Here is a 26,295-nt window from a genome sequence, read left to right on the forward strand (position 1 = left end):
AATCAACGTTTGACTGTCGATTCATCCAGTGAATCCAATCTAAGGCGTTGATTTTGTTGAATTGTATCAACACTGCCGAATACTCAGGAATGTATTTCTTGTCGGACTTTTAATCCGTTGGTCACAAGTTCGAATCTTGTACGTCCTACCAGAATCTTCAGGTGAATCAAGGAGTTCCATTGATTCATCCGTTGGTTCTTCCTCTCTCGGGACTGTGGTGAGGGGACTTTTGTGGGTGGCCCCATGAATGCGCTCCAGCATATACCAAGCCTCAGCGTGCAGCGCATCGTCCGCGAGGTGCGCATAGCGGGCCGTCATCGCAATCGACGAGTGGCCCAATAGCTTCGAGACCTTGGCAAGCGAGACGCCCGATTGCAGAAGCCGCGAGGCGAACGTGTGGCGCAGCGCGTGAGGTGTCGCACGGTCCCCGCTCAGGTGGTTTGGGTGTCTTTGAATCGCGGCGGTGGCATGGCCCCGGCTCACGTCCTCGCCGTCCCATGTGCGGCCCTGCAGCTTCGGAAAAATCACGGTGTATCCAAGGTCTTCCATGAGTGCCCTGCGGTCCCGAAGCATGCCCAGGGAAAGAGGGCGACGGCGATTTCGATGAGTCGAAGCTTGGCTGGATGAATGAAAGACTGGATCTGGCGAACAAGAGTTTGGCTGAGGGCTGTGGCATCTAGTTTTGTCGCCACGCCGATTGCCGGCACTTCCACGTCACGAAGAAGGCCCCGAAGAGCCTGTGATCATCATCATGCGCTTTTCTTCTCAGCCTTGCGCCCCGCGTGCGCTTGGGCTTCTTGATCGGCTTGCGCGGCTCACCTTCCCTTGAGCTGCTATGACGCGAATCGTGCGGACTACAACATCTTCACGGGCTGGCCGGAAGAGTCATAGATAAAGAGAGGGCGGCGTCGATCACCGGCCCGGCCGAATGCGACCCGGATTCGAAATTGGGCATCGGCGGGTTGCGTCGAATGCGAGGCGTCCCCGGCAGACGACCCGCATCCCTGCGCTTCAGCGCCCTGCGACATCCTTCACGCCGATCCGCGTCTGCAGGAAATCCAGCAGTGCCCGCAAGGCGGCGCTGTTGTGGCGTCGCTGCAGGTAGGCGGCGGAAAGCCACATGTCGTTGCGAACATGGTCCTGCAGCACAGGCACCAGATCGCCATGGTCGATGTGCGATTGCACCATGAGGGCCGGCATATAGACCACGCCGAAGCCCTGCAGCGCCACCTGGACCAATGCGGCGTTCTCGGTCGCATCCATCCGGCTTTTGACAGCCACGTCGAGCGGATGGCCATCGACTTCGAAGCGCCACTGCGGATGCGGGCCGGAACGCGAATGGGTGAGCGCCTCGTGGTCGGACAGCTCGGCAGGATGCAGCGGCGTGCCGTGCTTCTTCCAGTAGGCCGGCGATGCGCAGACGGCCAGCTTGACGAGCGCCAGCTTGCGCACGATCAGGTTGTCGTCCTCGATCGGGCCGAAGCGCAGCGCCAGGTCGATGGCTTCTTCGGCCATGTCGATCGTGCGGCTGCTGAATTGCACGCTGAGGCTGACTTCAGGGTAGTGCCCCATGAATTGCCCGAGCAGCTTGGGCAGATCGCCCTGTCCCATACCGTGCGGTGCCGCGATGCGCAGGCGGCCGGTGGGCCGGCTCGCATGCTCCTGGAGTTCGGCCTGGGTGAGCTCCACCATTTCGAGAACGGGCTTGCTTCGCTCGAGCAGCAGCACGCCGGCATCGGTCAGGCTCACGGAACGTGTCGAGCGATTGAGCAGCCGCACGCCGAAGCGGGTTTCCAGCTCGGCCACGTACTTGCTCACGGAAGCCTTCGACATGTCGAGCTTCTTGGCGGCGCGCGAGAAGCTGCCGTGCGCGGCAACTTCGCAGAAGGTCTTGATCAGGTCGAGGCTGTCCACTGCGGTCGACTCTAGCGCACCGTGTTCGCCAGCGCACCGGCCGGTGCGGGACGAGCCCAATCAGCGTTGCAAGGACTGCTTGCAGGCTTCGGCAGCGGTGTCAGGGGGTTTCGTCGTCCAGGGCGGAAGCGCCGGCGGTGGTGATGGCAGACACCATGCCGACTGCGCTGGCGCGCAGCAGTTCCTGCCTCAGCGCTGCTTCGAGCAGGTGGCGCGCGGTATCCGGCCGATCGTGGTCGTACTCTTCGTCCAATTCGCAGTGCAGGTAGTAGTCGACTCGGGCCATGAGCCTTTCTATCGCTGCTGCAAGGTCTGTCTCATTCATCTTCCGCTCCTCCGATTTCGCCGTGCGGAACGACGTCACCTTGATCTGTCTCGTGTCGTCTTTGCCGGTCGTCTCCGCATCCGTACCCGGAGTTTGGTGATTATGACCCTCTTGGCCAATTGTCCAGGATCGCGTGTCGTGGTAGGCCAACAGCCTGTGGGGGCAAATGGCCTGCGATGGTCGGCCTCATCGCAGCCGCAGGCGATCCCATGTTCGAGTGAGGCGCGAAGGGGTTCGCGGCCTGTCCGGCTCTCCTGCCTCGGGGGGCGGAGGCGAGGGAAGTCTGCGCCCGACGGATTGCGCGACCTTGACGCAATCCCGGATGTGCAGCTCGCCCAGCGTGCGCAGCGCGGCGTAGCCCAGCGAGGCAGACACCACCTGGCCCGCGACCGGGACGTATTTGGCTGCCTGCTGGGCCGTCAGCCGGATCCCGGCATGGCGCGCCAGCCTGAGCAGCAGCTCGCGCGTCACGAATTTGCCGACCAGCAAGGCGCCGACCGCCGATGCCGCTTTCTGGATCCGGTCGCGCTCGTGCGGCGCCAGGCGTTCGATCTGGGTCACCGAGAGGCCGAATTCGGCGCTGATCTGCGGAACCAGCCGCGTGAGCAGGGCAGCGTCGGCGGCCCAGTCGACACCCGGCAGCGGGACCGCGCTCGCCGCGGCAGCGATGAGCGCCTTGCGCCCGAGCAGGCGCCGGCTGCGCCGGATCGCGGCAATGAGCTGGGGATCCCCCTGGGCGAGTTCGATGGCCGAAGGCATGCTGGGTGCAGCCTATCACGCCTATTCGTTATGCGGCGAGCGCCTCCAGCTGATCCGACAGGGCCAGCCAGCGCTCCTCGAGTTCGCCGATCTCGTCGTTCAGGGCCTTGAGCCGCTTGCCGGCCTCGGCAATCTCCGCCGCTGCAAGCGGCGCGGCCAGCCGGGCTTCCAGCGAGGCCTTCTCGGCGCCGGCGCTGGCGAGTCGCTGATCGATCTGCGCGAGCTCGCGCTTGAGCGGCTTGGCCTGGTCGCTGCGCAACTGGCGGTCCTGCGCGTCGGCCTTGCGCTGAGTCCTGCCGGACGCCGCCTCGGGGGCCGTGGGCGCCGGCGTCTTCGCTGCCTGGACGGCAGGCGGCGGCGCTTCGGCCACGGCGACAGCGGCGATCGCGTCGCGTGTGGCCGCCTTGGCCTCTTCGCGCTGGCGCTTGGCCTCGTCCAGCAGGTAGCGCTGGTAATCGTCGAGATCGCCATCGAAGTCGGCGACGACGCCACGTCCGACCAGCCAGAATTCGTCGCAGACCGAGCGCAGCAGCGCCCGATCATGGCTCACCAGCATCAGCGTGCCTTCGAACTCGTTGAGCGCGACGGCCAGGGCCTCGCGCGTCGCCAGGTCCAGGTGGTTGGTCGGCTCGTCGAGCAGCAGCAGGTTGGGGCGCTGCCAGACCATCATGGCCAGCACCAGGCGCGCCTTCTCGCCGCCGCTCATCGTGCCGACCGGCTGCTTGACCATGTCGCCGCTGAAATTGAAGCTGCCGAGGAAGCCGCGCAGGTCCTGCTCGCCGGTGCGCTCCTTGACGCTCGCGCCGAGCTCGCGCGCCATGCGCACCATGTGCTCGAGCGGCGTGTCCTGCGGGCGCAGCACGTCGAGTTCCTGCTGCGCGAAATAGCCGATGTTGAGGCCCTTGCCCTCGGTCACCGTGCCGGCCAGCGCGCCCATTTCGCGCGCGATGGTCTTGACCAGCGTCGACTTGCCCTGTCCGTTCGCGCCCAGGATGCCGATGCGCTGGCCGGCCAGCATCGAGCGGCTCACGCCGCGCAGGATGGTCTTCGGCGGCTCGCCCTCGGCCCGGTAGCCGAAGCTCGCATCGCTGATCGAGAGCATCGGGTTCGGGATGTTGCCCGGCTCCTTGAATTCGAAGGTGAAGTCGGCTTCGGCCAAGAGCGGCGCCACCTTTTCCATCCGCTCCAGCGCCTTGACCCGGCTCTGCGCCTGCTTGGCCTTGCTGGCCTTGGCCTTGAAGCGGTCGATGAATTTCTGCAGGTGCGCGATCTTGTCCTGCTGCTTGGCGAAGGCGGACTGCTGCAACTCCATCTGCTGCGCGCGCAGCGTTTCGAAGGCGCTGTAGTTGCCGCCATAGCGCGTGAGCTTGGCATGCTCGATGTGCAGCGTGACGTCGGTCACGGCGTCGAGGAATTCGCGGTCGTGGCTGATCACGATCATGGTCCCGGCGTATTTCTGCAGCCAGGACTCGAGCCAGACCAGGGCATCCAGGTCCAGGTGATTGGTGGGTTCGTCGAGCAGCAGCAGGTCGCTCGGGCACATCAGCGCGCGCGCCAGTTGCAGACGCATGCGCCAGCCGCCCGAGAAGCTGTTGACCGGCTGGTCGAGCTCGTGCACCTTGAAGCCGAGGCCGAGCACCAGCGCCTGGGCGCGCGGCAGCGCATCGTGCTCGCCCGCATCGGCGAGGTCGGTGTAGGCATGGGCCAGGGCCATGCCCATGTCGTGATCGTCGGGGTCGGTCTCGTGCGCCGCTTCGGCCGCGGCCAGGGCCTGGCGCAGTTCCACCAGCCGCGTGTCGCCGCCGACCACGAAATCGCTGGCGCCTTCCTCGGTTTCGGGCATGTCCTGCGCGACCTGGGCCATGCGCCACTGGCGTGGCAGCGAGAAGTCGCCGCCGTCCTCGTGCAGCGTGCCGTTGAAGAGCGCGAACAAGGTGGACTTGCCGGCGCCGTTGCGTCCCACCAGCCCGACCTTCTCGCCGGGGTTGATGGTGACGCTCGCGCCGTCGAGCAGCACTTTGGCGCTGCGGCGCAGGATGACGTTCTTCAGGGTGATCATGGACTCGGCGAAATCAGGCCTATGGCTTCGACCGCGGCCAGCACGGCGGCGGTCTGGGTGTCGTGGGCAAATACGAAGGAATCACCGTAGATCGTTTCGTCCGGAAACTCGGTGATCAGGGTCAGGGCGGGTCCGGGGCGGTCGACCTCGCTGAGGGAGCAGGCCGTGCCGCGGATGACTTCGAAGGGAAGCGCGCCAGCATGCGTATTGTAGGTGGCGAGCTGGGCCGCGTTGAAGGCCATGAGTTCGGGCCGCTCTGCCAGCCGGCCGCAGACATGCTTGGCGAGCCGCCGCGCCGTGTCCGCCCATCCCTTGCGGTAGCGCAGGACCAGGAAGAAGCCCTTGGGCATCGTCCACAGCGCGAAGCCGCGCGGAATGTAGCCGGTCAGCGGACGCGTCCACTCGTGCGCGGCGTAGCCGTGCAGGTTGATGTGCAATGCGGCGCCCGACAGGCGCAGCGCTTCGTGCCGCGCCTCGCGCTCGTGGAAGGGCGCATGTTCGCGGTATTCGACGTCGTCGCCCAGCGCCGTGTAGCGCGCCGCATGATGCATGTGCTGTGGCGAGTGCGCGCAGAGCTCGCGGTGCAATGCGTAGCCGTCGGGGTTCTCGAGCGCGATCAGCGCGAAGTGCGCGTCCGGCTGCGCGGCCAGATGCCGCGCCGCGCGCAGCGCGCCCACGACGCCCGAGGTCTCGTTGGCATGCTGGCCGCCGCTGACGATCACCGCCGGGCCGGCGCCTGGATGGTAGATGCCGACCACGGCCCGGCCTTGCCGGCTCGTGGCTTCGAAGCGCTCGCCCGGAATCGCTGCAAGTTCCTCCGCGATGCGCGCAAAGCCGAGCGGGGCCGCGATCCTGTCGAGCGGGATGTCGTTCGCGGCCCCCTCATCGGCGATCGGTGCCGGGTATTCGCGCAAGCCGATGCGCAAGCCCACTTTGCCTTCACTCACGCGCACGTCCGGCACGATCTGGCCCGGCTGCAAACGGCGATCGCCGGGCGGCCGTCCGCTGCGCTGCTGGAACAGCTCCAGCAGCGAGAAGTACAGATCCTCGTGCAGCGCCTCGTGAAGATCGACCCAGGGTGCGCCGCTCTCCGCCGTGGCCGCGACGCCCGGCAGATCGACGCGGATGTCGAGCCGTTCGAAATAAGGTTCCGTGACCGGCCAGGGATGCTGGTGCAGCGTGTCCATCGCGAGCCGGAACAGCGCTTCGTAGTCGGAGGGTCGCGCGCCGTCCGTCACCGGCGCTTCGCCTTGCGTGATCTTCATCCAGGCGCAGGGCGACAGCAGGGTGTTGCCGAGCACATCCTGGTGCACCCGGTTGGGTGCGAAGACCGCGTCGGTGCGCTGCCTGCCGTCATGCCAGCGCAGTTCGATTTCGTGGCGCGGCGTGGCCTCGGACGGTGGCTGCGGCACGAGCTGCAGTTCGATGCCCGTAAGCATCTCCGCGAGCGGATAGGCCTCCAGCGCGAAGCGGCGCGCCGATGCCATCGGATGCACCGGGCAGTGAACCGTCACGCTGGCCAGCCCGGCAAGGTCGACCTCTTCCTGGAAGTGATGGACCAATGGCTTGTAGGCGCTGCGAAAGCGTGCCGCGATGCCGGCCTCCGCGAGGCGTTGTTCGGCGGCACGTCGTGCGGCCAGCCCTTCGAACAGCCACGCATCGATGCGAAGGCCGGGGCGGCCGTCGGCCAGCATCGACTGCACCCAGGCGTCGAGCGTGCGCGGCAATCGGGTGTCGAGAAGGACGTTCATTCTTTGCGTCTGCAGGTCGGCGCGAGCACGGTCATGCCGCGCGCCCGTTCAGCCGGCCAGGGTCGCCAGCGCGTCGCGGGTCAGCAGCAGCACCTGGTCTTCGCCGGCCGAGGTTTCGAGCCACACGGCCTCGACCGCGGGGAACGCGGCCTCGAAGTGGGCGCGCTCGTTGCCGATCTCCAGCACCAGCACCGCCGCCTGCGTCATGCATCGGGGTGCATCGTGCAACAGCTGGCGCACGAAGTCCATGCCGTCGGCACCGCCGGCCAGTGCCAGCGCGGGCTCGGCACGGTATTCGGCGGGTAGCGCGGCCATGCTTCGTGTATTGACGTAGGGCGGGTTGCAGAGGATCAGGTCGTAGGGACCGCGCACGCCGGCGAGCCCGTCGGACGCGAGCAGCGTGATGCGCGCATCGAGCTGATGGCGCGTCACGTTGATGGCCGCCACTTCGAGCGCCTCGGCCGACAGATCGGCGGCGTCGACCGCGATCTCCGGATAGGTCAGTGCCGCCAGCACCGCGAGGCTGCCGTTGCCGGTGCACAGGTCGAGCACGCGCCGCGTGTGCTCGCCGAGCCACGGATCGATGCCGCCGTCCGCCAGCAGCTCCGCGATGAAGCTGCGCGGCACGATGGCGCGCTCGTCGATGTAGAAGGGCACCCCCTGAAGCCACGCTTCTTTCGTGAGGTAGGCCGCCGGCTTGCGCGAAGCGATGCGGGCCGCGAGCAGTTCGGCGACGCGCACCGCATCGGCCGGCGAGACCGGGCGATCGGCCACCGCGTCGAGTTCGTGCAGCGGCAGCTGCAGCCGCCACAGCACCAGCCAGGCTGCTTCGTCGAACGCGTTGTCGGTGCCGTGGCCGAAGGCGACGCCGGCGTCGCTCAGCTGCCTTGCGCCGGCTTCGATCAGCTCGATCACGCTGCTCATGTCGGCAGCAGCGCGTCGAGCCGTTCCAGCGTGCGCCGGTAGATGTTCTTCAGCGGTTCGATCTCGGCGACCGCGATGTGCTCGTCGATCTTGTGGATGCTTGCGTTGACCGGGCCCATCTCGATCACCTGCCTGCAGATCCTGGCGATGAAACGCGCGTCGCTGGTGCCGCCGCTGGTCGACAGCTCGGTCTCGATGCCGGTCTCGTCGCGGATCGCCTGCTGCACCGCTTCGACCAGTTCGCCAGGCGTCGTGAGGAAGGGCAGGCCGCCGAGCGTCCATGCGAGCGTGTGGTCGAGCCCATGGCTGTCGAGCACCGCCTGCACGCGCTGTTGCAGCGACTCGGGGGTCGATTCGGTCGAGAAACGGAAATTGAAGTCGACCACCGCCGAGCCCGGAATCACGTTGCTGGCGCCGGTCCCCGCATGGATGTTGCTCACCTGCCAGCTGGTCGGCTGGAAGAACGCGTTGCCGGCATCCCAGCCGCCGGCCTCGTTGATGGCGACCAGCTCGGCCAGCGCCGGCGCCAGCGCGTGCACAGGATTTTTCGCCAGGTGCGGATAGGCGATGTGGCCTTGCACGCCCTTCACGGTCAGCTTGCCGCTCAGCGTGCCGCGCCGGCCGTTCTTGATCATGTCGCCGCAGCGCTCGACCGAGGTCGGTTCGCCGACGATGCAGTAGTCGATGCGTTCGCCGCGCGCGGCCAGCGCGTCGCAGACCACCACCGTGCCGTCGCGCGCGGGGCCTTCCTCGTCGCTGGTGAGCAGCAAGGCGAGCGTGAGGCGCGGGTCGGGCTTGGCGGCGAGGAACTCCTCGATAGCAACGACGAAGGCCGCCAGCGAGGTCTTCATGTCGCAGGCACCGCGGCCGTAGAGCCGGCCGTCGCGATGGGTGGGCGTGAACGGATGGCTGCGCCACTGCTCGATGGGGCCGGTGGGCACCACGTCGGTGTGGCCGGCGAAGGCCGCGGTCCGCGCCGACGTCGCGTCGGCGGTGCCCGGGCGCACGGCCCAGAGATTGGTCACGCGGAAGTCGGCCGGCCCGCCCTCGATGGTTTCGAGCCGGAAGCCGAGGGCCGCCAGGCGCTCGCCGAGGATCTGCTGACAGCCCGCATCCTCGGGCGTGACAGAAGGGCGGGAGATCAGTTGTTCGGCAAGCTGCAGCGTTCGCGACATCGGGGGTTCAGTTCTACAACCGGACGTCGAGCGTGATGTCCGTGAAGGTCGGCTCTTCGACCTGGTCGAGCAGGGCGCGGTCCTCGTTGCGCGCGGGCGGCGCCGTGCGGTTCTGCAGACGCCACATGAGGTTGGTCGGCGAGTCGGCCTGCGACAAGCCTTCCTCACGCGTGACCACGTTGCCCACGACCAGGCGCGCGATGTCCTCCTCGAAGGTCTGCGAGCCTTCGGCCATCGACTGCTCCATGGCCTCCTTCACGGCCGAGAAGTCGCCCTGGCCGATCAGGTCGGCCACCAGGGCCGTGTTCAGCAGCACTTCGAGCGCCGGTACGCGCGTGTTCGCGGGCGTGCGCAGCAGGCGCTGCGCGACGATCGCACGCAGTGCGCCGCCGAGATCGCCCAACAGCGTGGCACGCACCTCGACCGGATAGAAGCTCAGGATGCGGTTCAGCGCGCGGTAGCTGTTGTTGGCATGCAGCGTGGCCACGCACAGATGGCCCGACTGCGCATAGGCGATCGCGGCCGTCATGGTCTCGCGGTCGCGGATCTCGCCGATCTGGATCACGTCGGGCGCCTGTCGCAGGGCGTTCTTGAGCGCGATCTGCAGCGACTGCGTGTCGCTGCCCACGTCGCGCTGGTTCACCATCGACTTCTTGTTGGTGAAGGTGAATTCGATCGGCTCTTCGACCGTCAGGATGTGGCCGGTGGCGTTCTCGTTGCGGTAGTCGAGCATCGACGCCAGCGTGGTGCTCTTGCCGGCGCCGGTGGAACCCACCATCAGGATCAGGCCGCGCTTTTCCATGATGAGCGTCTTGAGGATCTCCGGCAGATTCAGCTCGTCGAAGGACGGAATGATCGATGCGATGTGCCGCACCACGACCGCGTAGCTGCCGCGCTGGCGCATGGCGCTGATGCGGAAATTGCCGGCGCCGGGCAGCGCGATCGCCATGTTCAGTTCGCCGCTGCGTTCGAGTTCGGCGATGCGGCTTTCGTGCACCACCTCGGCCAGCAGGTTGAGCGGCGCCTCGGGCGGCAGCACCTGTGCATTGACCGGCAGGCAGTTGCCGTTGATCCGGATCAGCGCCGGCGAGTTGGCCGAAAGGTAGATGTCGGAGGCCTTGCGCTCGGCCATCAGGCGAAGAATTCGCTCCATCGTGTTCATCGGTCCACTCCTCGGCGTCAGGGTTGAGATCAGTCTCGCAGCAGGTCGTTCAGCGAGGTCTTGGCGCGGGTCTGGGCGTCCACACGCTTCACGATGATCGCCGCGTAAAGGCTGTAGCGTCCATTGTCCTTGGGCAGCGTGCCGCTGATCACCACCGAGCCCGCAGGCACGCGGCCGTAGCTGACTTCGCCGGTCGCGCGGTCGTAGATCGGCGTGCTCTGGCCGATGTACACGCCCATCGACAGCACGGAGTTCTCTTCGACCACCACGCCTTCGACCACTTCGGAGCGCGCGCCGATGAAGCAGTTGTCCTCGATGATGGTCGGGCCGGCCTGCAGCGGCTCCAGCACGCCGCCGATGCCGACGCCGCCCGAGAGATGCACATTGGCGCCGATCTGGGCGCAGGAGCCGACCGTGGCCCAGGTATCGACCATCGTGCCTTCGCCGACGTAGGCGCCGATGTTGACGTAGGAAGGCATCAGGATCGCACCCTTGGCGATGAAGCTGCCGCGGCGTGCCACGGCGGGCGGCACGATGCGCACGCCGGCTTCCTGGAGTTCGTTGGCCGACAGGTGCGAGAACTTGGTCTGCACCTTGTCGTAGAAGCCCAGCGCGCCGGCCTGGATCTGTTCGTTGTCCTTGAGGCGGAACGACAGCAGCACGGCCTTCTTGATCCACTGGTGCACGGTCCACTGGCCTACGCTCTCGCGCGTGGCGACCCGCAGCTTGCCGTTGTTGAGTTCGACGATCACGTGCTCGACGGCATCGCGGATTTCCTTCGGCGCGCTGCTGGGGGAAATGCTGGCGCGGTCTTCCCACGCGGCGTCGATGATCTGCTGAAGTTGTTGGGTCATGAGAAAGCTCGGTTCTGGATGAAGTTCACGATGCGCTGCGCAGCCTCGGTGCATTCGGCGGTATCCGCCACCAGCGCCATGCGGATGCGTCCGCGGCCAGGGTTGATGCCGCCGACCTCGCGGGCGAGATAGCTGCCGGGCAGCACGGTCACATTGTAGTGAGCGTGGAGCGCGCGGGCGAAGGCCTGATCGTCGCCCTGCCATGAAGCCGGGATGCCGGCCCAGAGGTAGAAGCTGGCGTCGGGCAGCCGAACGTCGAGCACCGGTTCGAGCAGCGGCGTCACGGCGGCGAACTTGGCACGGTACTGCGCGCGGTTGTCGACCACGTGCACCTCGTCGTTCCAGGCCGCGATGCTGGCCGCGGCGACCGCGCCGCTCATCGCGCTGCCGTGGTAGGTGCGGTACAGCAGGAAGGACTTGATGATGGCGGCATCGCCCGCCACGAAGCCGCTGCGCAGGCCCGGCACGTTGCTGCGCTTGGACAGCGAGGTGAGGGCGATCAGGTTGCGGAAGTCGTGGCGGCCCAGCTTGGCCGCAGCCTCGAGCCCGCCGAGCGGCGGCTCGTCGCGGAAATAGATCTCGCTGTAGCACTCGTCGGCGGCGATCACGAAGCCATGCCGGTCGGACAGCGCGAACAGCTTGCGCCATTCGTCGAGCGGCATCACGGCGCCGGTCGGGTTGCCGGGCGAGCAGACGAACACCAGCTGCGTGCGGCGCCACACGTCCTCGGGCACGCTGTCCCAGTCGACGGCGAAATTGCGCCCGGGCACGCTCGGCACGTAGTGCGGCTCGGCGCCCGCGAGCAGGGCCGCGCCTTCGTAGATCTGATAGAAGGGATTGGGCGACAGCACCACCGGCGCCGGCACCTTCGTCGCGTCCACCACCGTCTGCGCCAGCGCGAACAACGCCTCGCGCGAGCCGTTCACCGGCAGCACCTGCGTGGCCGGGTCGAGCTGCAGGTCGTAGCGCCGCTTCAGCCAGCCGGTGAAGGCCTCGCGCAGCCTGAGTTCGCCGGCCGTGGCCGGGTACGCGGCCAATGCGCCGAGGCTGGCACACAGGGTGTCCTTGATGAATTGCGGCGTCGCGTGCTTGGGCTCGCCGATGCCGAGGCTGATCGGCTTGAAATCGGCATTGGGCGTCACGCCCGCAAAGAGTTGTCGCAGCCGCTCGAAGGGGTAGGGCTGCAGTTTGGCGAGCAGGGGGTTCATGGCCTGGATTGTCGTGTGTGCGTCAGGGCTACAGCCGCTTGACCAGCACCTGGCTCTTGCGGTCCCAGTTGTACTTGCGCTTGCGCGCTTCGGGCAGCCAGTCGGGGTTGACCTGCTGGAAGCCGCGCTTCAGGAACCAGTGCATGGTGCGCGTGGTCAGCACGAAGATGCTTTCGATGCCCAGCGCCCTGGCGCGCTGTTCGATGCGCTTGAGGATGCGCTCGCCGTCGCCCTGCGACTGCGATTGCGGCGACACGGTCAGCGCCGCCATCTCGGCGGTCTTCGCCTCCGGATAGGGGTACAGCGCGGCGCAGCCGAAGATCACGCCGTCGTGCTCGATCACCGTGTACTGGCCGATGTCGCGTTCGATCTCGGTGCGGCTGCGCTTGACCAGCGTGCCGTCGCGCTCGAAGGGCTCGATCAGCTGCAGGATGCCGCCGATGTCGTCGGCCGTGGCCTCGCGCAGCGATTCGAGCTTCTCGTCGATCACCATCGTGCCGATGCCGTCGTGCACGTAGACCTCGAGCAGCAGCGAGCCGTCGACGGAGAAGGGCAGGATGTGGTTGCGCTCCACGCCCGCCTCGCAGGCCTTGACGCAGTGCTGCAGATAGAACGCGGTGTCGGTCGGCCGCTGCGCCGGCGCGAGCGAGGCCAGCAGCTTCTTCGCGGTGTCGAGCGGCAACTCGGTGTCGATCGGGTTGTCCTCGCCGACGGGCCGGCTGGTGTCGAGGGGGATGCCGGGGATCTCGGTCAGGAAGATCAGCTTGTCGGCCTGGATCGAGATCGCCACGCTGGTCGCGACCTCTTCCATCGTGAGGTTGAAGGCCTCGCCGGTCGGCGAGAAGCCGAAGGGCGACATCAGCACCATGGCGCCGAAATCCAGCCCACGGCGGATGCCCACCGCATCGACCTTGCGCACCAGGCCCGAATGCTGGAAGTCGACGCCGTCGACCACCCCCACGGGCCGCGCCGTGATGAAGTTGCCCGAGATCATGCGCACGGTGGAGCCGGCCATCGGCGTGTTCGGCAGGCCCTGGCTGAATGCGGCCTCGATCTCGTAGCGCAGCTGGCCGGCGGCCTCCTGGGCGCAATCGAGCGCGACCTCGTCGGTGATGCGCATGCCATGCGAGTAGCGCGCCGCATGGCCCTTGGCGCGCAGCTGCTCGTTGACCTGCGGGCGAAAGCCGTGCACCAGCACGACCTTGACGCCCATGCTCTGGATCAGCGCCAGGTCCTGCGCGATGTTCGGCAGCTTGCCCGCCGCGATGGCTTCGCCCGCGATCGCAACCACGAAGGTTTTGCCGCGGTGCATGTGGATGTAGGGCGCCACCGAGCGGAACCAGGGGACGAAGGTGAAGTTGAAAACGGTGGACATGGGGAGGGTGGGAGCGGCGGAAAGGCCGGCGCAAGATAATCGGCGATTTTCCCCGAACTGCCCGCCTTGTCTTCGTCTCCTCTTCGAATCGAGTTTCCCGAGTCCTTGCCGGTGTCGGCCCGGCGCGACGAAATCATGGCCGCCATCGCCGCGAACCAGGTGGTGATCGTCTGCGGCGAGACCGGTTCGGGCAAGACCACGCAGCTGCCCAAGATCGCGCTGGCGCTTGGGCGCGGCAAGCTCAACGCGCCGCCTGGCAAGGGGCGGCTCATCGGCCACACGCAGCCGCGGCGCATCGCGGCGTCCTCTGTCGCCAAGCGCATCGCGGAGGAACTGAAGACGCCGCTGGGCGAAGTGGTCGGGTTCAAGGTGCGCTTCCAGGACCGGCTGTCGCGCGACGCTTCCGTCAAGCTGATGACCGACGGCATCCTGCTGGCCGAGACGCAGACCGATCCGCTGCTCAAGGCCTACGACACGCTGATCATCGACGAGGCGCACGAGCGCTCGCTCAACATCGACTTCCTGCTCGGCTACCTGCGCGAGATATTGCCGCGACGGCCCGATCTGAAGGTGATCGTGACCTCGGCCACGATCGACGCCGATCGCTTCGCGCAGCACTTTGCTTCTGCCAAGGGACCGGCGCCGACGATCATGGTGTCGGGGCGCATGTTCCCGGTCGAGCAGCGCTATCGGCCGTTCGAGGAGTCGCGCGACCACGACCTGAACGATGCCATCGCCGAAGGCGTCGATGAGCTCTGGCGCGATCCGCACCACGCGGGCGACATCCTGGTCTTTCTCCCCGGCGAGCGCGAAATCCGCGAGGCCGCCGATCACCTTCGGCGGCACCTGAGCCATCAGCCGCTGATGCGCAGCGCCGAGGTGCTGCCGCTGTTCGCGCGCCTGTCGCAGGCCGAGCAGGACCGCATCTTCGACGGCCACACCGGCCGCCGCATCGTGCTGGCCACCAACGTCGCCGAAACCTCGCTCACCGTGCCGGGCATCCGCTACGTGATCGACACCGGCACCGCGCGCGTCAAGCGCTACAGCTTCCGCAGCAAGGTCGAGCAGCTGCTGGTCGAGCCGATCAGCCAGGCCGCGGCCAACCAGCGGGCCGGGCGCTGCGGCCGGGTGGCGGACGGGATCTGCATCCGGCTCTACGACGAGAAGGATTTCGAAGGCCGCCCGCGCTTCACCGACCCCGAGATCCTGCGCTCCTCGCTCGCGGGCGTGATCCTGCGCATGAAGTCGCTGCACCTGGGCGACGTGGAGCGATTTCCCTTTCTTGAAGCACCGCAGCGGCGCGCGATTGCCGACGGCTACCAACTGCTCAATGAACTGGGCGCGGTGGACGATGCGAATGAACTCACGCCGACTGGCGTCGAGCTGGCCCGGCTGCCGCTCGATCCGCGCGTCGGCCGCATGATCCTCGAAGCGCGCACGCGCGGCGCGCTCGAGGAAGTGCTGGTGATCGCCAGCGCGCTCAGCGTGCAGGACGTGCGCGACCGGCCGATGGAAGCGCAACAGCAGGCCGACCAGGCGCATTCGCAGTTCGACGACGAGAAGAGCGAGTTCAGCGGCTACCTGCGATTGTGGAAATGGATCCACGATGCGCGCGGCTATTCACCCTCCACCGCTCGGCGGGGAAGGGCGGGGGAGGGGATGCCTCATGCGTCACCCGTGGGTGAGGCCGAAGGCCACATCCACAAGCTCAGCAACCGCCAGTATGAGCAGTTGCTGCGCCAGAACTTCATCAACATCCGCCGCGTGCGCGAATGGCGCGACATCCACTCGCAATTGTTGACCGTCGTCACCGAGCACAAGTGGCGCATCAACGCCGAGCCGGCGGGCTACGAACCATTGCATCTGTCGATGCTGGCCGGTCTGCTCGGCAACATCGGCTGGAAGCCCGAGGATGACGAGGCCTACCTCGGCGCGCGCGGCATCAAGTTCTATCGCCATCCCGGCGCGCATCTGAAGAAGAAGCCGGGCCGCTGGATCGTCGCGGCCGAACTGGTGGAGACCACGCGGCTCTTCGGCCGCGGCATCGCCAACATCGAGCCGCAATGGCTGGAGCAGGTCGGTGGCCATCTGCTGAAGAAGCAGCTGCTCGATCCGCACTGGGAAAAGAAGAGCGCCCAGGTCACGGCGCTGGAACGTGCGACGCTCTACGGGCTGGTGGTGTACAGCGGACGGCGCGTCGACTTCACCAAGGTCGATCCGGTCGCTGCGCGGGACATCTTCATTCGCGAAGCGCTGGTCGGCGGGCAGTGGGAAAGCAGGCTGCCGTTTCTGGCTGCCAACCGCAAGCTGGTGCGCGAGGTCGAGGGGCTCGAACACAAGTCTCGCCGGCAGGACGTGCTGGTCGACGACGAGCTGATCTATGCGTTCTACGATGCCCAGCTGCCGGCCGACGCGGCCAGCGGTGTCATGTTCGAGAACTGGTACCGGCGCTTGTCGAAGGAACAGCCGCGGCTGTTGTATCTCACACGCGACGAATTGATGCGGCACCAGGCGGCCGGCATCACGACCCAGTCCTTCCCGGCGACCGTGCGCCTCGGCGGCGTCGATTGCGCGGCAAGTTATCTGCACGAGCCCGGCGATGCGCGCGACGGGCTCACCGTCACGGTGCCGCTCTTCGTGCTGAACCAGGTCAGCGAGGAGCGTTGCGAGTGGCTGGTCACCGGCATGCTGAAGGACAAGATCCAGGCGCTGCAGAAGAGCCTGCCGCAGAAGCCGCGCGCGCGGCTGGTGCCGTTGCCTGAATCCGCGGCGCGCTACGCCGAACAGCTGTCGGCGCCCGAGGTCTTCGGTGCCGGCTCGTTGACCGATGCCGTGCTCAAGCGCGTGCGCGACGAGACCAGCCTCGACGTGAAGCGCGCCGACTTCAAGCTCGACATGCTGCCGCCGCATCTCTTCATGAACCTGCGCGTGGTCGACGAGCATGGCCGGCAACTCGGCATGGGGCGCAATCTGGGGGCGCTGAAGGCGGAGCTCGGCGCGCAGGCGCGCGGCGCATTCCAGGCACTGGCCGTCCTGAATGTCAGGGCTTCGGTGCCGCCCGCAGGTGCCGGAGGGCCGGAAAGATCGGTCGCCGATGCCGGCGTTGCCCGGTCCGCGGAACCGGCCGCAGCCGCGCCGCCCGCGGGACAGCGCTATACCGCCTGGACCTTCGGCGAACTGCCTGAACTCATGGAAGTCCGGCGCGGCGCGCAATCGCTGATCGGCTTTCCGGCGCTGATCGACGGCGGCGACGCGGTCACGATCGAAGTCTTCGACGAGCCGGCCGTCGCGGCAGCGAAGCATCGCGCGGGCCTGCGGCGGCTTTTCGCGCTGCAGCTCAGGGACGCGCTGAAATACCTCGAGAAGAACATCCCCGATCTGCAGAAGATGGCGGTGCTCTACATGCCGCTCGGCACGCTCGAGGACCTGCGCGCGCAGATCATCGATGTCGCGCTGGAGCGTGCGTTCCTGCAGGATCCCTTGCCGGCCGACGAAGCCGCATTCAAGCGCCGCGTCGAGGAAGGTCGCGGCCGCCTCACGCTGATTGCCAACGAGGTCGCGCGGCTGGCCGGCGTGATCCTCGTCGAGTACGGCACGGCGCTGCGCAAGATCAGGGATTCGAAGGCCTCGCCCGATACCGCGGCGGATGCGTCGCAGCAGCTGCAGCGCCTGATCGGCCGAGACTTCATCATCGGAACGCCGTGGCCGCAGCTGCAGCACTTCGTGCGCTACCTCAAGGCCATCACGTTGCGGCTGGACAAGCTGCGCGCCGATCCCGCGCGCGATACGCAGCGGATGACCGAGCTGCGGCCGCAGGAGCAGCGCTACTGGCGCCTGGTGGCCGAGCGCAAGGGCAAGGTCGACGAGCGCATGAGCGAACTGCGATGGCTGCTGGAGGAGTTGAGGGTCAGCCTGTTCGCCCAGGAGCTGCGCACGCCGCAGCCGGTGAGCGTCAAGCGGCTGGACAAGCTCTGGGCACAGCTATCGATGTAAATATGCCGTTTGGGCGAGAAAATATTCGCATACAAAAGTATGCATTGCGTTACGATTAGGATCCAGCCCGCCTCGCCGTGTGGGGTCGATGAAATTGGGCCCCCCGTCAGCCTAGGAACACGTGATGCAACTGCCGCAGTTCGAGAAATGGAGCCTGTTGGCCGCGCTCAGGTTTCTGCTCGCCTCCATCGTTGCCTTCGACCACCTGCGCGAATACGTTCCCATCGGCGCCTGGAGCCTGATCCCGAAGTTCGGTGCCTTCGAAGCGGTGCTGGGCTTTCTGCTGATCAGTGGCTACTCCATCGGTGCTTCCTTCATCAAGGTGCCGGACGGTTTTCTGATTCGCAGGGTCAAGCGCATCTACCCGGTCTACCTGGCGAGCATCGTCCTTGCGTACGTCGTGTTCGTGATGGAGCACGGATCGCATCCCCCCGTGCTGGCGCTGCTGGCCAACGTGCTGTTCCTCAATCAGATCGTGACCGCGACCTCCTTCGTCGGGCCTGCATGGAGCCTCGCGCTCGAGTTCTGGCTCTACAGCCTCACGCCCCTGTTCTTCACGCTGAAGGACTCGACCTTGCGAAAGCTCGTGTTCGTGTCATTCGGCTGCTACGTGGCGTACACCTGCGGACGCACGTTGTTCCATCTGGACTACTATGCCGGCCTCGGATACGGCGCCAATTTGTTGCTGCTGGCGTTCATCTGGCTGGCCGGGCTGCGGCTGGCGAGGAATTTGCAGAACCCAGTGCCGGTCCTGAAAGACATCGCACTCATCTTCACGGTGCATATCCTGCTCGCGGCGGCCATTCAGTTCGGCTGGCGCTGGAAGCACGGCGGGGTGCCCGATTTCTTCACGCACGACGTCTTCGACAACCTTCTGCAAGCCTGCACCCTCGCGCTGGTGCTCTGGGCCTTCGTGCGCCTGGCGCGCAGGCCGATCCAGAACGCGCGCGCATCCGCAGTCCTGCGTTTGCTGGGTGATATTTCCTACCCGCTCTACCTGGTTCACATGTCGGTCTACTTCCTGCTCAAGCAGACGGGTCTGCGCTCGCCAATTCTTTTCTATGCCTCGGCGGTCGCTGTGTCGTTCGTCATCTATTGGGTGCTGGACTTCTATTCGCAGCGCCGCCATCTGCGGCCCGCCGCGACTGCAGGAGGCAGCCGTCTGGCGACCGGCGTGCCGCGCGGCGAGAGCTGAGCGGGCATCATCGAACCGAGCAGGCAAAGAAAAACCCGCTGAAGCGGGTCTTTCTGCAGGGGTATCGAACGACGCCTGGGGGCTCTATATGCGGCCCATCACGAGCAACACGATCACGATGACCAGCACCAGACCGAGGCCGCCGCTCGGACCATAACCCCAACTGCGGCTGTAGCCCCAGCTCGGCAGCGCGCCGACCAGAAGCAGGATCACGATGATCAGCAGGATCAACGACAGGGACATGGAGTTCTCCTAGGGCGGAATGTTTGGAAGAGCCGATGCTCGACGCCTTCCTTCGGCACCCTCGACGGAAGGCGCGCCTTCCCGCGGTCAGGACTCTCCTACCGCGGATGTCAGAGCCGCGCCAGTCGGTCGATGGCCGCCTGCAGCGTTTCGTCCTTCTTGGCAAAGCAGAAGCGAACCACGCGCTGGTCGAATCCATCGCCGTAGAAGGCCGACAGCGGGATGGCCGCGACGCCGATCTCGCTCGTCAGCCACTGACAGAAGTCGGCTTCGCCCAGGTCGCTGACTTCGCTGATGTCGACGCACTGGAAGTAGGTTCCCGCGCTGGGCAGCAGCTTCAGCCGCGTGCTGGCGAGGCCGGCCGCGAACAGATCGCGCTTGTGCTGGTAGAAGGCCGGGAGTTCGAGGTACGGCGCCGGATCGGCCATGTAGCTCGCCAGCGCATGCTGCATCGGCGTGTTGACCGTGAACACGTTGAACTGGTGCACCTTGCGGAATTCCGCCGACAGCGGCGCCGGCGCGGCCACATAGCCGACTTTCCAGCCCGTCACGTGATAGGTCTTGCCGAAGCTGCTCACGATGAAGCTGCGTGCGGCCAGGTCCGGGAATCGGCTCGCGCTTTCGTGGCGGGCGCCGGCATAAACCATGTGCTCGTACACCTCGTCGCAGATCACCAGCACATCGGTGGGTGCGAGCAGCGACTCGAGCGCGCGCATCTCGGCTTCGGTCCACACCGTGGCGCTCGGGTTGTGCGGCGTGTTGACGATGATCGCGCGCGTGCGCGGCGTGAGGGCGGCCGCGATCTTGTCGAAGTCCGGGCGGAAGGTGCCCGGCGTCAGGGGCACGCGCACCACGCTGCCGCCGGCCAGTTCGATGTTGGGCACGTAGCTGTCGTAGCAGGGTTCCAGCACGATCACTTCGTCGCCCGGCCGCACCACGGCCAGGATGGCGGTGATGATCGCCTGCGTGGCGCCGGCGGTGATGGTGATCTCGGTCTGCGGGTCGTAGCCGTGGCCGTAGAGGGTCTCGATCTTCGAGGCGATCGCCTGGCGCAGCGCCGGGATGCCGGGCATCGGCGGGTACTGGTTGTGGCCGGCCGCCATCGCGCGCGTGACGGCTTCGAGCAGCCTCGGATCGCAATCGAAATCCGGGAAACCCTGGCCGAGATTCACCGCATTCTTCTCGGCGGCCAGTGCCGACATCACGGTGAAGATGGTGGTGCCGACCGCAGGCAGCTTGGTCGTGACGGCGGGCGTGCGGGCAAGGGCGGAGCTCACAGTTCGTAGTCCTGGTTGTGACCGGCCAAGGCCTTGGCGATCAGGTTGCGGTCGAGCCGGTCCGACAGCAACTCGGCGAATTTGAAGACGAAGTTGCGCAGGTAGGCGCTGCGCTTGAACGCGACACGCGCGATGTTGACGCCGAACACGTGGCCCATCGGACGCACGACGAGATCGGCATTGGAATCGTCGCGCACCGCCATCTCAGCCACGATGCCGACGCCGAGGCCGAGCCGCACATAGGTCTTGATCACGTCGGAATCGATGGCTTCGAGCGCGATGCGCGGCGTGAGCTTCTTCTGTGCGAACGCATGGTCGATGCGCGTGCGGCCGGTGAAGGACGGGTGGTAGGTGATGATCGGCTCGTTCGCCAGGTCGTCGAGCGAGATGCGTTCCTTGTCCGCCAGCGGATGGGTCTTGGGCAGCACCAGCACGTGCTGCCACTCGTAGCACGGCATGGTCACGAGCTCGGCGTAGTCGGCCAGCGATTCGGTGGCGATGCCGATCTCCGCGATCTCGTCGATCACCATGCGCGCGACCTGATCGGGCGAGCCTTGGTGCAGGCTCACGTTGACTTTCGGATAGGCCTCGCGCAGCCTGGCCACCGGCACAGGCAGCACGTAGCGCGCCTGCGTGTGCGTGGTGGCGATCGACAGGGTGCCGCTGTCCTGCGCGCTGAACTGCTCGCCGATGCGCTTGAGGTTGCCGACCTCGCGCATGATGAGTTCGATGCTCGCGAGCACGTGCTGGCCCGGCTCGGTCACGCGTTTGAGGCGCTTGCCGTGGCGCGCGAAGATCTCGACACCCAGTTCCTCCTCGAGCTCGATGATGGCCTTGGACACGCCGGGCTGCGAGGTGTGCAGCGCCTTGGCCGCCTCGGTCAGATTGAGGTTGCGCCGCACCGCTTCCTGCACAAACTTGAACTGGTGAAGATTCATAACAAATTCCGTCTTAATTCGGTTTTTATTATGCCTTCGGAGTCTATGTCGGATCGGCGTCCGGTCATCGGCCCAAGGCCTTCAACGCCAGCAGTTCGATCACGTCCGGCTCCTCGCCGACGGCCCTGGCCAGCGAGAACGCCACATTGGGATAAAGGCTGCGCATCTCGTCGACCAGATGTGGCAGGTCTTCGCGCGCGTGCCTTCCCATGCCGAGAAAAAGCGGCACGATGCGAATGGCGGTGGCGCCGCCGGCAGTCAGGCTGGCGGTGGCTTCGCGCAGATCGGGCGCGACCAGTTCGAGGTAGGCGCAGGCCACGCGGACGGACGGGTCCAGCGCCTGAACGCGTCGGGCCACGGCCTCCACCGGCAGGCGCCAGCGCTCGTCGCGCGAACCGTGCGCGAACAGCACGATGCCGGCGATTGCAGCCATCGTCGCTAGCGCCTCAATACCAGCCAGGTGAATGCGGCCAGCGACATCACCGAATAGATCATTCCCGGCGCCGCCGCCGTGAACCACGGCACCCAGTTGCCCAGGTTGCCCAGGTACCCGAACACGTTGTTCAGCAGGAAGAAACTGATGCCGATCATCACGCCGCCGAACACGTAGCTCGCCAGGCCCGCCTGGCGGAAGTGCAGGTAGGCGAAGGGCAGGGCGAGCACGACCATCACGAGGCACGACAGCGGATAGAACACCTTGCGCCAGAACTCGATCTCGTAGCGCTGCGCCGTCTGGCCGTTGGCATCGAGGTGGCGGATGTATTCGAACAGGTCGAGCGTGCGCATGCGGTCCGGGCGCAGCAAGGCGACCGACACCATTTCGCTGGACAGGGAGCTCGGCCAGACGAGGGTCGGCAGCGTGCTCGTGACGACACGCGCCTTGTCACCGGTTCCGCTCGTTTCGTACTGCTGGCGCTCGACGCCGAAGAGCCGCCATTGGCCGTTCTCGATGCGCGCGAGCGATGCCGAGGTCTGTGCGGCGAGAAAGCCCTTGGCATCGAATTCGAAGATGCGCGAGTCCTTGAGGGTGCCGTCGCGGCCCATCGAGATCACGTTGACCGCATAGGACTTGTCGCCTTGCTTCTCCTTCAGCCAGGCGCCGGTATTGCCGGCCAGCGCATAGACGTTCTGATAGCGCGATTTGAGCAGCTGGGCCGTGCGATCCGAAATCGGCGAGACATAGTCGCCCACGGCGAAGGTCAGCACCACGAAGCCGAGACCCAGCAGCAGAAGCGCCCGCAACGCCCGCCAGGGTCCGAGGCCGCTGGTGCGCAGGATCGTGTATTCGGAACTCTGGGCGAACCTCGCCATCACGAAGATGGTGCCGATCAGCACCGTGATCGGCAGCAGCTCGTACAGGTGGCTGGGGATCAGCAGGGTGACGTAGATCAGCGCCTGGCCGGCCCCGTAGCCCAGGCTCGTGGGCTTGCCGATCGATTGCAGCTCGTCGACGAAATCGAAGAAGAAGAACAGGCTCAGGAAGCCGAGCGTGACGAAGGCCACCGCCTTGATCACCTCGACGTAGATCAGTCGACGGATGGTTTTCACGCGTGGGATTCGTTCGCGGGTGACCTGCTGGCGCGACGTGGCAGCAGGCTCCAGTTGTAGTGTCGCTTGGCAAGCCAGGCCAGGCCGATCAGCAGGGTCCCGCCATGCAGCGCAAGCAGGAAGCCGCCCATGCCGTAGCGGCCGGTCGACACCCAGCTCTGGCCGAGGTTGATCATGTTGTAGTAGATGACGAACGCGAACAGCGCGAAGAGCAGGTTGCCGCTGCGGCCGACCCGGGGATTCACGCTGGACAGCGCAAGCGCCAGCAGCACGAAATTGGCCCCCGCCAGCACCATGCCGAAGCGCCATGCCAGCTCGCCGAGGTTCATCAGGGTCGGCTTCCGCAGCAGCGAGAGCGTGGTGAGCGAGCGGGCCGGCTCGGCGTCGCCCGAATTGCCCGAGTCGCCGCCGGTCCTGGCACCGTAGGTCTGGAATTCGCTGATCTTCAGCTCCGTGCTGGACAACGGCCGCTCGACGCGCTGGCCGTTGCTCAGCAGCAGGTAGCGCGCATCGCCGATGGTCTCGACATGGCCGCTGCGGGCCGAGGTGGTGATCTGCAGGTTGCGCTCGACCGAGGAGATGAAGACGTTCGATGCCGTGGCGCCATCGGGCGTGTCCTTGTCGATGAAGAACACGCGGTTGCGTCCGGCCGACTCGCGGAATTCGCCCGGCGCCACGCGCTCGATGTCGCTGCGGTGCTCGTACTGATTGCGCATGCCCTGGGTCTGCGAATTGGCCCACGGCCAGCCGATCAGCGCGAACATCGCGATCAGCACCAGCACCGGCCATGCGAAGCGGAACACCGGTTCGACGAAATCGGCCAGGCCGCGCCCGCTGGAGAACCAGATCACCATTTCGCTGTCGCTGTACATGCGCGACAGCGTGCCGACGATGGCGATGAACAGGCTGAGGCTGAGGATGGTGGGCATGTAGCCGAGCACCGTGTAGGTCATCACCAGGAAGACCTCGGAGGGATTGACGCTGCCCTTGGACGCCAGGCCCAGCGTGCGGATCAGCATCATCGTCATGACGATGGTGACCAGCACCACGAGCGTGGCGCCGAAGCTGCGCGACAGCTCCTTGCGTAGAGAGGAATGGAATAACATCGTCGAGGGAAAAAAAGGATTATGGACTTTCAACTCAAGACCCTCTCCATCGCTCAGGCCGCGGCCGAGAAAACCGACGCGCTGATCGTCCTCGTGGCGTCCCAGGCCGGCACCTCCAAGGATGCGCTCTCGGCGTTGATCGCCGAAGCCCGCAAGGCCGGCGACCTGCCCGACAAGGCCGGCAAGCTGCTTTCGCTCTACCGCCCGCCAGGGATCGCTGCGCCGCGCGTGCTGCTGGTCGCGGCGGGCGACGGCAAGCCCACGTCGGTGCGAAGCGCAGTGACGGCGGCCGTCAACGCAGCCAAGGCCGCCAACCCCAAGCGCCTCGCGATCGTGTTCGCCAGCGCCATGGACGCTGCCTGTCTGCGCAGCGCTGTGGTGGCGGCGGCCGATGCGAGCTATGTCTACACCACGACCAAGTCGAAGGCCGAGCCCCGCACGATCCGGCAGCTGGTCTTCGGCGTGGCCGATTCGGCCGCGCAGCGCGGCGCCTTCGACCAGGCCGCCGCCACGGTGGCAGGTGTGGAGCTGGCCAAGGAATGGGGCAATCGTCCGGCCAACTACTGCACGCCTTCGCTGTTGGCCGATGCCGCCGGCAAGCTGGCCGCGCTGCCGCGCGTGAAGTGCGAGGTGCTGGGCCCGAAGGAGGTCGCGAAGCTCGGCATGGGCGCTTTCGCTGGCGTGGCCCAGGGGTCCGCCGAGCCGCTGCGCTTCATCGTGCTGCGCTACCAGGGCGCGCCCAAGGACCAGGCCCCCGTGGTGCTGGTCGGCAAGGGCATCACCTTCGACACCGGCGGCGTCTCGCTCAAGCCGGCGGCCGAGATGGACGAGATGAAGTTCGACATGTGCGGCGCAGCCAGCGTGCTGGGCGTGTTCCGCGCGCTCGGCGACATCCAGCCCGCGATCAACGTGATCGGCCTGATCCCGAGCTGCGAGAACATGAACGACGGCCGAGCGCTCAAGCCGGGCGATGTGGTGACGAGCATGAGCGGGCAGACCATCGAGGTGCTCAACACCGACGCCGAAGGCCGCCTGATCCTGTGCGACGCGCTCAACTACGCCAAGCGCTTCGAGCCGGCCGCGGTGATCGACATCGCGACGCTGACCGGTGCCTGCGTGATCGCACTGGGCGGTGTGCGCAGCGGTCTTTTCGCGACCGACGAAGCGCTGGCGAGCGCGTTGCAGGCCGCGGGCGAGGAGTCGCTGGACCGCTGCTGGCGCATGCCGCTCGACGAAGACTATGCGGAGGGCCTCAAGAGCAACTTCGCCGACGTGGCCAACATCGCCGGCCGCGCAGGCGGTGCGATCACCGCGGCCAAGTTCCTGCAACGCTTCACCGCCGACTTCCCCTGGGCGCATCTCGACATCGCGGGCGTGGCGTGGAAGAGCGGGCAGGCCAAGGGATCGACCGGTCGGCCAGTCGGACTGCTGCTGGCCTACCTGCTGGGCCGGGCTTCCTCGGACAACGCGAAGACTGCGTCGCCCAAGGCGCGCAAGGCTCGCAAGACTGCGTCGGCGAAGTGACGGAGATCGACTTCCACTTCAACATGCCGGACAAGCTGGGCTATGCCTGCCGGCTATTGCGCAAGGCGGTCGGCGGCCGCAATGCGCGCGTGGTGGTGGTCGCCGACGGCGCGACGCTGGATGCGCTCGACCAGATGCTGTGGACCTTCTCGCCGCCGGAATTCATCGCCCATTGCCGCAGCACCGCCGAGCCGCAGACCGTGTCGCGCTCGCCGGTCGTTCTGGCGGACAGCGCCGATGCGCCATCGCCCCACCGCCAGGTGCTGCTGAATCTCGGCGCCGAACTGCCCGCAGGCTTCGAGCGCTTCGAACGCTTGATCGACACGGTCAGCGGCGACGACGACGCCGATCGCTCCGCAGCCCGCAAGCGCTGGCGGCACTACGCGGATCGCGGCTATGCCATCCAGCGCCACGACTTTGCAGGAAGCTCCAGCTGATGGCCGGCACGCAGCGCACACCGCCTCGCTTCGTTCCCACCTTGACGACGGTTCTCGAGCTGCCGCCGGAGGCCGCGCCTGTCGCCGAGGCGACCTTGCCTGCGGATGTGCCGCCGCCAGCGGTGAGCGAGCCGTCGCGCGCCATCGCGCTGGACCCACAGGCGCAGCGGTCCGAAGCCGAGATCTTCCGGCTCGAGGAGCAGTTGCTGCATCGCGTGCTGCAGCGCGTCGACCTGTCCCTGGAGGAGCATCTGAGCGACGCGGTGTCAGCTGCCGTTCAGCAGCAACTCGATGCCCTGATCCCCAGATTGCGCAATGAAATCGAGACTGTTTTGCGTGCGTTGGTGAGTGAAGCGCTGGCCCACGAGCTTTCGGACAACACAGGGTCTACGCCAGCGCTGCGCGCGCAAACCTTGGGCTAAACTGCGCGCCGGGTCGAAAGCGCGAGGGCGCTGTGCATCCTCGGCGCGGTACTTGCTCGGCGGCTGTGCCCGGATCGAAAGACCGGTTTTCAACTCTATTCATCAA

General features: G+C 66.5%; 22 protein-coding genes, 1 tRNA gene and 1 pseudogene. 6 read left to right on the forward strand and 18 right to left on the reverse strand.

Going from position 1 to position 26,295, the window contains the following annotated elements; genetic code table 11:
* Window positions 1-41: 41 nt before the first annotated feature.
* Window positions 42-151, forward strand: a tRNA-Lys gene (locus E5P2_RS13030).
* A gap of 149 nt (window positions 152-300) precedes the next feature.
* Here the strand turns inward: E5P2_RS13030 and E5P2_RS13035 are convergent.
* From E5P2_RS13035 to argA, 12 genes and pseudogenes are all read right to left on the reverse strand, one after another.
* A pseudogene (locus E5P2_RS13035) lies at window positions 301-573 on the reverse strand (site-specific integrase); the annotation flags it as partial.
* A 438-nt stretch (window positions 574-1,011) separates the two neighbouring features.
* The gene (locus E5P2_RS13040; protein ID WP_162567579.1) at window positions 1,012-1,914 is read right to left on the reverse strand and encodes a LysR family transcriptional regulator; all 903 of its coding nucleotides are present in this window, start codon (window positions 1,912-1,914) and stop codon (window positions 1,012-1,014) included.
* A 100-nt stretch (window positions 1,915-2,014) separates the two neighbouring features.
* On the reverse strand, window positions 2,015-2,239 hold the full coding sequence (locus tag E5P2_RS37730) for a hypothetical protein (RefSeq protein WP_232080683.1): 225 nt from the start codon (window positions 2,237-2,239) through the stop codon (window positions 2,015-2,017).
* 186 nt (window positions 2,240-2,425) lie between these two features.
* The gene (locus E5P2_RS13050) at window positions 2,426-2,998 is read right to left on the reverse strand and encodes a hypothetical protein (protein WP_232080684.1); all 573 of its coding nucleotides are present in this window, start codon (window positions 2,996-2,998) and stop codon (window positions 2,426-2,428) included.
* 28 nt (window positions 2,999-3,026) lie between these two features.
* The gene (locus tag E5P2_RS13055; RefSeq protein WP_162567581.1) at window positions 3,027-5,057 is read right to left on the reverse strand and encodes an ABC-F family ATP-binding cassette domain-containing protein; all 2,031 of its coding nucleotides are present in this window, start codon (window positions 5,055-5,057) and stop codon (window positions 3,027-3,029) included.
* Window positions 5,054-6,808 carry a peptidase M14 gene (locus E5P2_RS13060; RefSeq protein WP_162567582.1) on the reverse strand — a complete coding sequence of 585 codons (1,755 nt, stop codon included), beginning with the start codon at window positions 6,806-6,808 and terminating at the stop codon, window positions 5,054-5,056. Before E5P2_RS13060 ends, E5P2_RS13055 begins: the two co-directional genes overlap by 4 nt.
* Before the next feature lie 48 nt (window positions 6,809-6,856).
* On the reverse strand, window positions 6,857-7,732 hold the full coding sequence (prmB, locus tag E5P2_RS13065) for a 50S ribosomal protein L3 N(5)-glutamine methyltransferase (protein WP_162567583.1): 876 nt from the start codon (window positions 7,730-7,732) through the stop codon (window positions 6,857-6,859).
* On the reverse strand, window positions 7,729-8,907 hold the full coding sequence (dapE, locus tag E5P2_RS13070) for a succinyl-diaminopimelate desuccinylase (RefSeq protein WP_162567584.1): 1,179 nt from the start codon (window positions 8,905-8,907) through the stop codon (window positions 7,729-7,731). The genes prmB and dapE overlap by 4 nt, the downstream gene beginning before the upstream one ends.
* Window positions 8,908-8,920: 13 nt before the next feature.
* The gene (locus E5P2_RS13075; protein WP_162567585.1) at window positions 8,921-10,069 is read right to left on the reverse strand and encodes a PilT/PilU family type 4a pilus ATPase; all 1,149 of its coding nucleotides are present in this window, start codon (window positions 10,067-10,069) and stop codon (window positions 8,921-8,923) included.
* A gap of 29 nt (window positions 10,070-10,098) precedes the next feature.
* Window positions 10,099-10,923: a 2,3,4,5-tetrahydropyridine-2,6-dicarboxylate N-succinyltransferase gene (gene dapD, locus E5P2_RS13080; RefSeq protein ID WP_162567586.1), complete on the reverse strand. Its 825-nt coding sequence runs from the start codon at window positions 10,921-10,923 to the stop codon at window positions 10,099-10,101.
* Entirely contained in the window at window positions 10,920-12,131 is a 1,212-nt protein-coding gene (gene dapC / locus E5P2_RS13085; RefSeq protein ID WP_162567587.1) for a succinyldiaminopimelate transaminase, read from the reverse strand. The genes dapD and dapC overlap by 4 nt, the downstream gene beginning before the upstream one ends.
* Window positions 12,132-12,159: 28 nt before the next feature.
* Window positions 12,160-13,506, reverse strand: coding sequence for an amino-acid N-acetyltransferase (gene argA, locus E5P2_RS13090; RefSeq protein ID WP_162567588.1), 1,347 nt, complete (start codon window positions 13,504-13,506; stop codon window positions 12,160-12,162).
* A gap of 135 nt (window positions 13,507-13,641) precedes the next feature.
* Here argA and hrpA point away from each other — a divergent pair, with 135 nt between their 5' ends.
* Window positions 13,642-17,499, forward strand: coding sequence for an ATP-dependent RNA helicase HrpA (hrpA, locus tag E5P2_RS13095; protein WP_232080909.1), 3,858 nt, complete (start codon window positions 13,642-13,644; stop codon window positions 17,497-17,499).
* A 124-nt stretch (window positions 17,500-17,623) separates the two neighbouring features.
* A complete protein-coding gene (locus E5P2_RS13100; protein WP_162567590.1) occupies window positions 17,624-18,694 on the forward strand; it encodes an acyltransferase family protein in 1,071 nt (356 codons plus the stop codon).
* Window positions 18,695-18,778: 84 nt separating this feature from the next.
* On the opposite strand, the gene E5P2_RS13105 is transcribed toward E5P2_RS13100, so the two are convergent.
* From E5P2_RS13105 to lptF, 6 genes are all read right to left on the reverse strand, one after another.
* The gene (locus E5P2_RS13105; RefSeq protein WP_162567591.1) at window positions 18,779-18,937 is read right to left on the reverse strand and encodes a DUF3309 family protein; all 159 of its coding nucleotides are present in this window, start codon (window positions 18,935-18,937) and stop codon (window positions 18,779-18,781) included.
* Between the two features lie 110 nt (window positions 18,938-19,047).
* Complete coding sequence (locus E5P2_RS13110) at window positions 19,048-20,214, reverse strand: pyridoxal phosphate-dependent aminotransferase (protein WP_162567592.1); 1,167 nt, start codon at window positions 20,212-20,214, stop codon at window positions 19,048-19,050.
* A complete protein-coding gene (locus E5P2_RS13115; RefSeq protein WP_162567593.1) occupies window positions 20,211-21,152 on the reverse strand; it encodes a CysB family HTH-type transcriptional regulator in 942 nt (313 codons plus the stop codon). Before E5P2_RS13115 ends, E5P2_RS13110 begins: the two co-directional genes overlap by 4 nt.
* A 64-nt stretch (window positions 21,153-21,216) precedes the next feature.
* Window positions 21,217-21,585, reverse strand: coding sequence for a sirohydrochlorin chelatase (locus E5P2_RS13120; protein WP_162567594.1), 369 nt, complete (start codon window positions 21,583-21,585; stop codon window positions 21,217-21,219).
* 5 nt (window positions 21,586-21,590) lie between these two features.
* Window positions 21,591-22,700 carry an LPS export ABC transporter permease LptG gene (gene lptG / locus E5P2_RS13125; RefSeq protein WP_162567595.1) on the reverse strand — a complete coding sequence of 370 codons (1,110 nt, stop codon included), beginning with the start codon at window positions 22,698-22,700 and terminating at the stop codon, window positions 21,591-21,593.
* Window positions 22,697-23,806 carry an LPS export ABC transporter permease LptF gene (gene lptF, locus E5P2_RS13130; protein ID WP_162567596.1) on the reverse strand — a complete coding sequence of 370 codons (1,110 nt, stop codon included), beginning with the start codon at window positions 23,804-23,806 and terminating at the stop codon, window positions 22,697-22,699. The genes lptG and lptF overlap by 4 nt, the downstream gene beginning before the upstream one ends.
* Window positions 23,807-23,827: 21 nt before the next feature.
* Here lptF and E5P2_RS13135 point away from each other — a divergent pair, with 21 nt between their 5' ends.
* The 3 genes from E5P2_RS13135 to E5P2_RS13145 are packed head-to-tail and all read left to right on the forward strand — an operon-like array spanning window position 23,828 to window position 26,189.
* Window positions 23,828-25,330: a leucyl aminopeptidase gene (locus E5P2_RS13135; RefSeq protein WP_162567597.1), complete on the forward strand. Its 1,503-nt coding sequence runs from the start codon at window positions 23,828-23,830 to the stop codon at window positions 25,328-25,330.
* A complete protein-coding gene (locus E5P2_RS13140; RefSeq protein ID WP_162567598.1) occupies window positions 25,327-25,767 on the forward strand; it encodes a DNA polymerase III subunit chi in 441 nt (146 codons plus the stop codon). The genes E5P2_RS13135 and E5P2_RS13140 overlap by 4 nt, the downstream gene beginning before the upstream one ends.
* Window positions 25,767-26,189 carry a hypothetical protein gene (locus E5P2_RS13145; RefSeq protein ID WP_162567599.1) on the forward strand — a complete coding sequence of 141 codons (423 nt, stop codon included), beginning with the start codon at window positions 25,767-25,769 and terminating at the stop codon, window positions 26,187-26,189. The genes E5P2_RS13140 and E5P2_RS13145 overlap by 1 nt, the downstream gene beginning before the upstream one ends.
* Window positions 26,190-26,295: the final 106 nt, after the last annotated feature.

Source organism: Variovorax sp. SRS16, assembly GCF_901827165.1.
In the GTDB taxonomy this organism is placed as follows: Bacteria; Pseudomonadota; Gammaproteobacteria; order Burkholderiales; family Burkholderiaceae_C; genus Variovorax.

What these genes read in the sequence shown, in the direction of transcription:
- dapD (WP_162567586.1), bottom strand. Translation starts at nt 10,923, where the DNA reads ATGACCCAACAACTTCAGCAGATCATCGACGCCGCGTGGGAAGACCGC.
- hrpA (WP_232080909.1), top strand. Translation starts at nt 13,642, where the DNA reads ATGGCCGCCATCGCCGCGAACCAGGTGGTGATCGTCTGCGGCGAGACC.
- E5P2_RS13115 (WP_162567593.1), bottom strand. Translation starts at nt 21,152, where the DNA reads ATGAATCTTCACCAGTTCAAGTTTGTGCAGGAAGCGGTGCGGCGCAAC.
- dapE (WP_162567584.1), bottom strand. Translation starts at nt 8,907, where the DNA reads ATGTCGCGAACGCTGCAGCTTGCCGAACAACTGATCTCCCGCCCTTCT.
- E5P2_RS13055 (WP_162567581.1), bottom strand. Translation starts at nt 5,057, where the DNA reads ATGATCACCCTGAAGAACGTCATCCTGCGCCGCAGCGCCAAAGTGCTG.
- E5P2_RS13120 (WP_162567594.1), bottom strand. Translation starts at nt 21,585, where the DNA reads ATGGCTGCAATCGCCGGCATCGTGCTGTTCGCGCACGGTTCGCGCGAC.
- E5P2_RS13105 (WP_162567591.1), bottom strand. Translation starts at nt 18,937, where the DNA reads ATGTCCCTGTCGTTGATCCTGCTGATCATCGTGATCCTGCTTCTGGTC.
- E5P2_RS13145 (WP_162567599.1), top strand. Translation starts at nt 25,767, where the DNA reads ATGGCCGGCACGCAGCGCACACCGCCTCGCTTCGTTCCCACCTTGACG.
- E5P2_RS13060 (WP_162567582.1), bottom strand. Translation starts at nt 6,808, where the DNA reads ATGAACGTCCTTCTCGACACCCGATTGCCGCGCACGCTCGACGCCTGG.
- argA (WP_162567588.1), bottom strand. Translation starts at nt 13,506, where the DNA reads ATGTCCACCGTTTTCAACTTCACCTTCGTCCCCTGGTTCCGCTCGGTG.
- E5P2_RS13050 (WP_232080684.1), bottom strand. Translation starts at nt 2,998, where the DNA reads ATGCCTTCGGCCATCGAACTCGCCCAGGGGGATCCCCAGCTCATTGCC.
- dapC (WP_162567587.1), bottom strand. Translation starts at nt 12,131, where the DNA reads ATGAACCCCCTGCTCGCCAAACTGCAGCCCTACCCCTTCGAGCGGCTG.
- prmB (WP_162567583.1), bottom strand. Translation starts at nt 7,732, where the DNA reads ATGAGCAGCGTGATCGAGCTGATCGAAGCCGGCGCAAGGCAGCTGAGC.
- E5P2_RS13135 (WP_162567597.1), top strand. Translation starts at nt 23,828, where the DNA reads ATGGACTTTCAACTCAAGACCCTCTCCATCGCTCAGGCCGCGGCCGAG.
- E5P2_RS37730 (WP_232080683.1), bottom strand. Translation starts at nt 2,239, where the DNA reads ATGAATGAGACAGACCTTGCAGCAGCGATAGAAAGGCTCATGGCCCGA.
- E5P2_RS13100 (WP_162567590.1), top strand. Translation starts at nt 17,624, where the DNA reads ATGCAACTGCCGCAGTTCGAGAAATGGAGCCTGTTGGCCGCGCTCAGG.
- lptF (WP_162567596.1), bottom strand. Translation starts at nt 23,806, where the DNA reads ATGTTATTCCATTCCTCTCTACGCAAGGAGCTGTCGCGCAGCTTCGGC.
- E5P2_RS13075 (WP_162567585.1), bottom strand. Translation starts at nt 10,069, where the DNA reads ATGAACACGATGGAGCGAATTCTTCGCCTGATGGCCGAGCGCAAGGCC.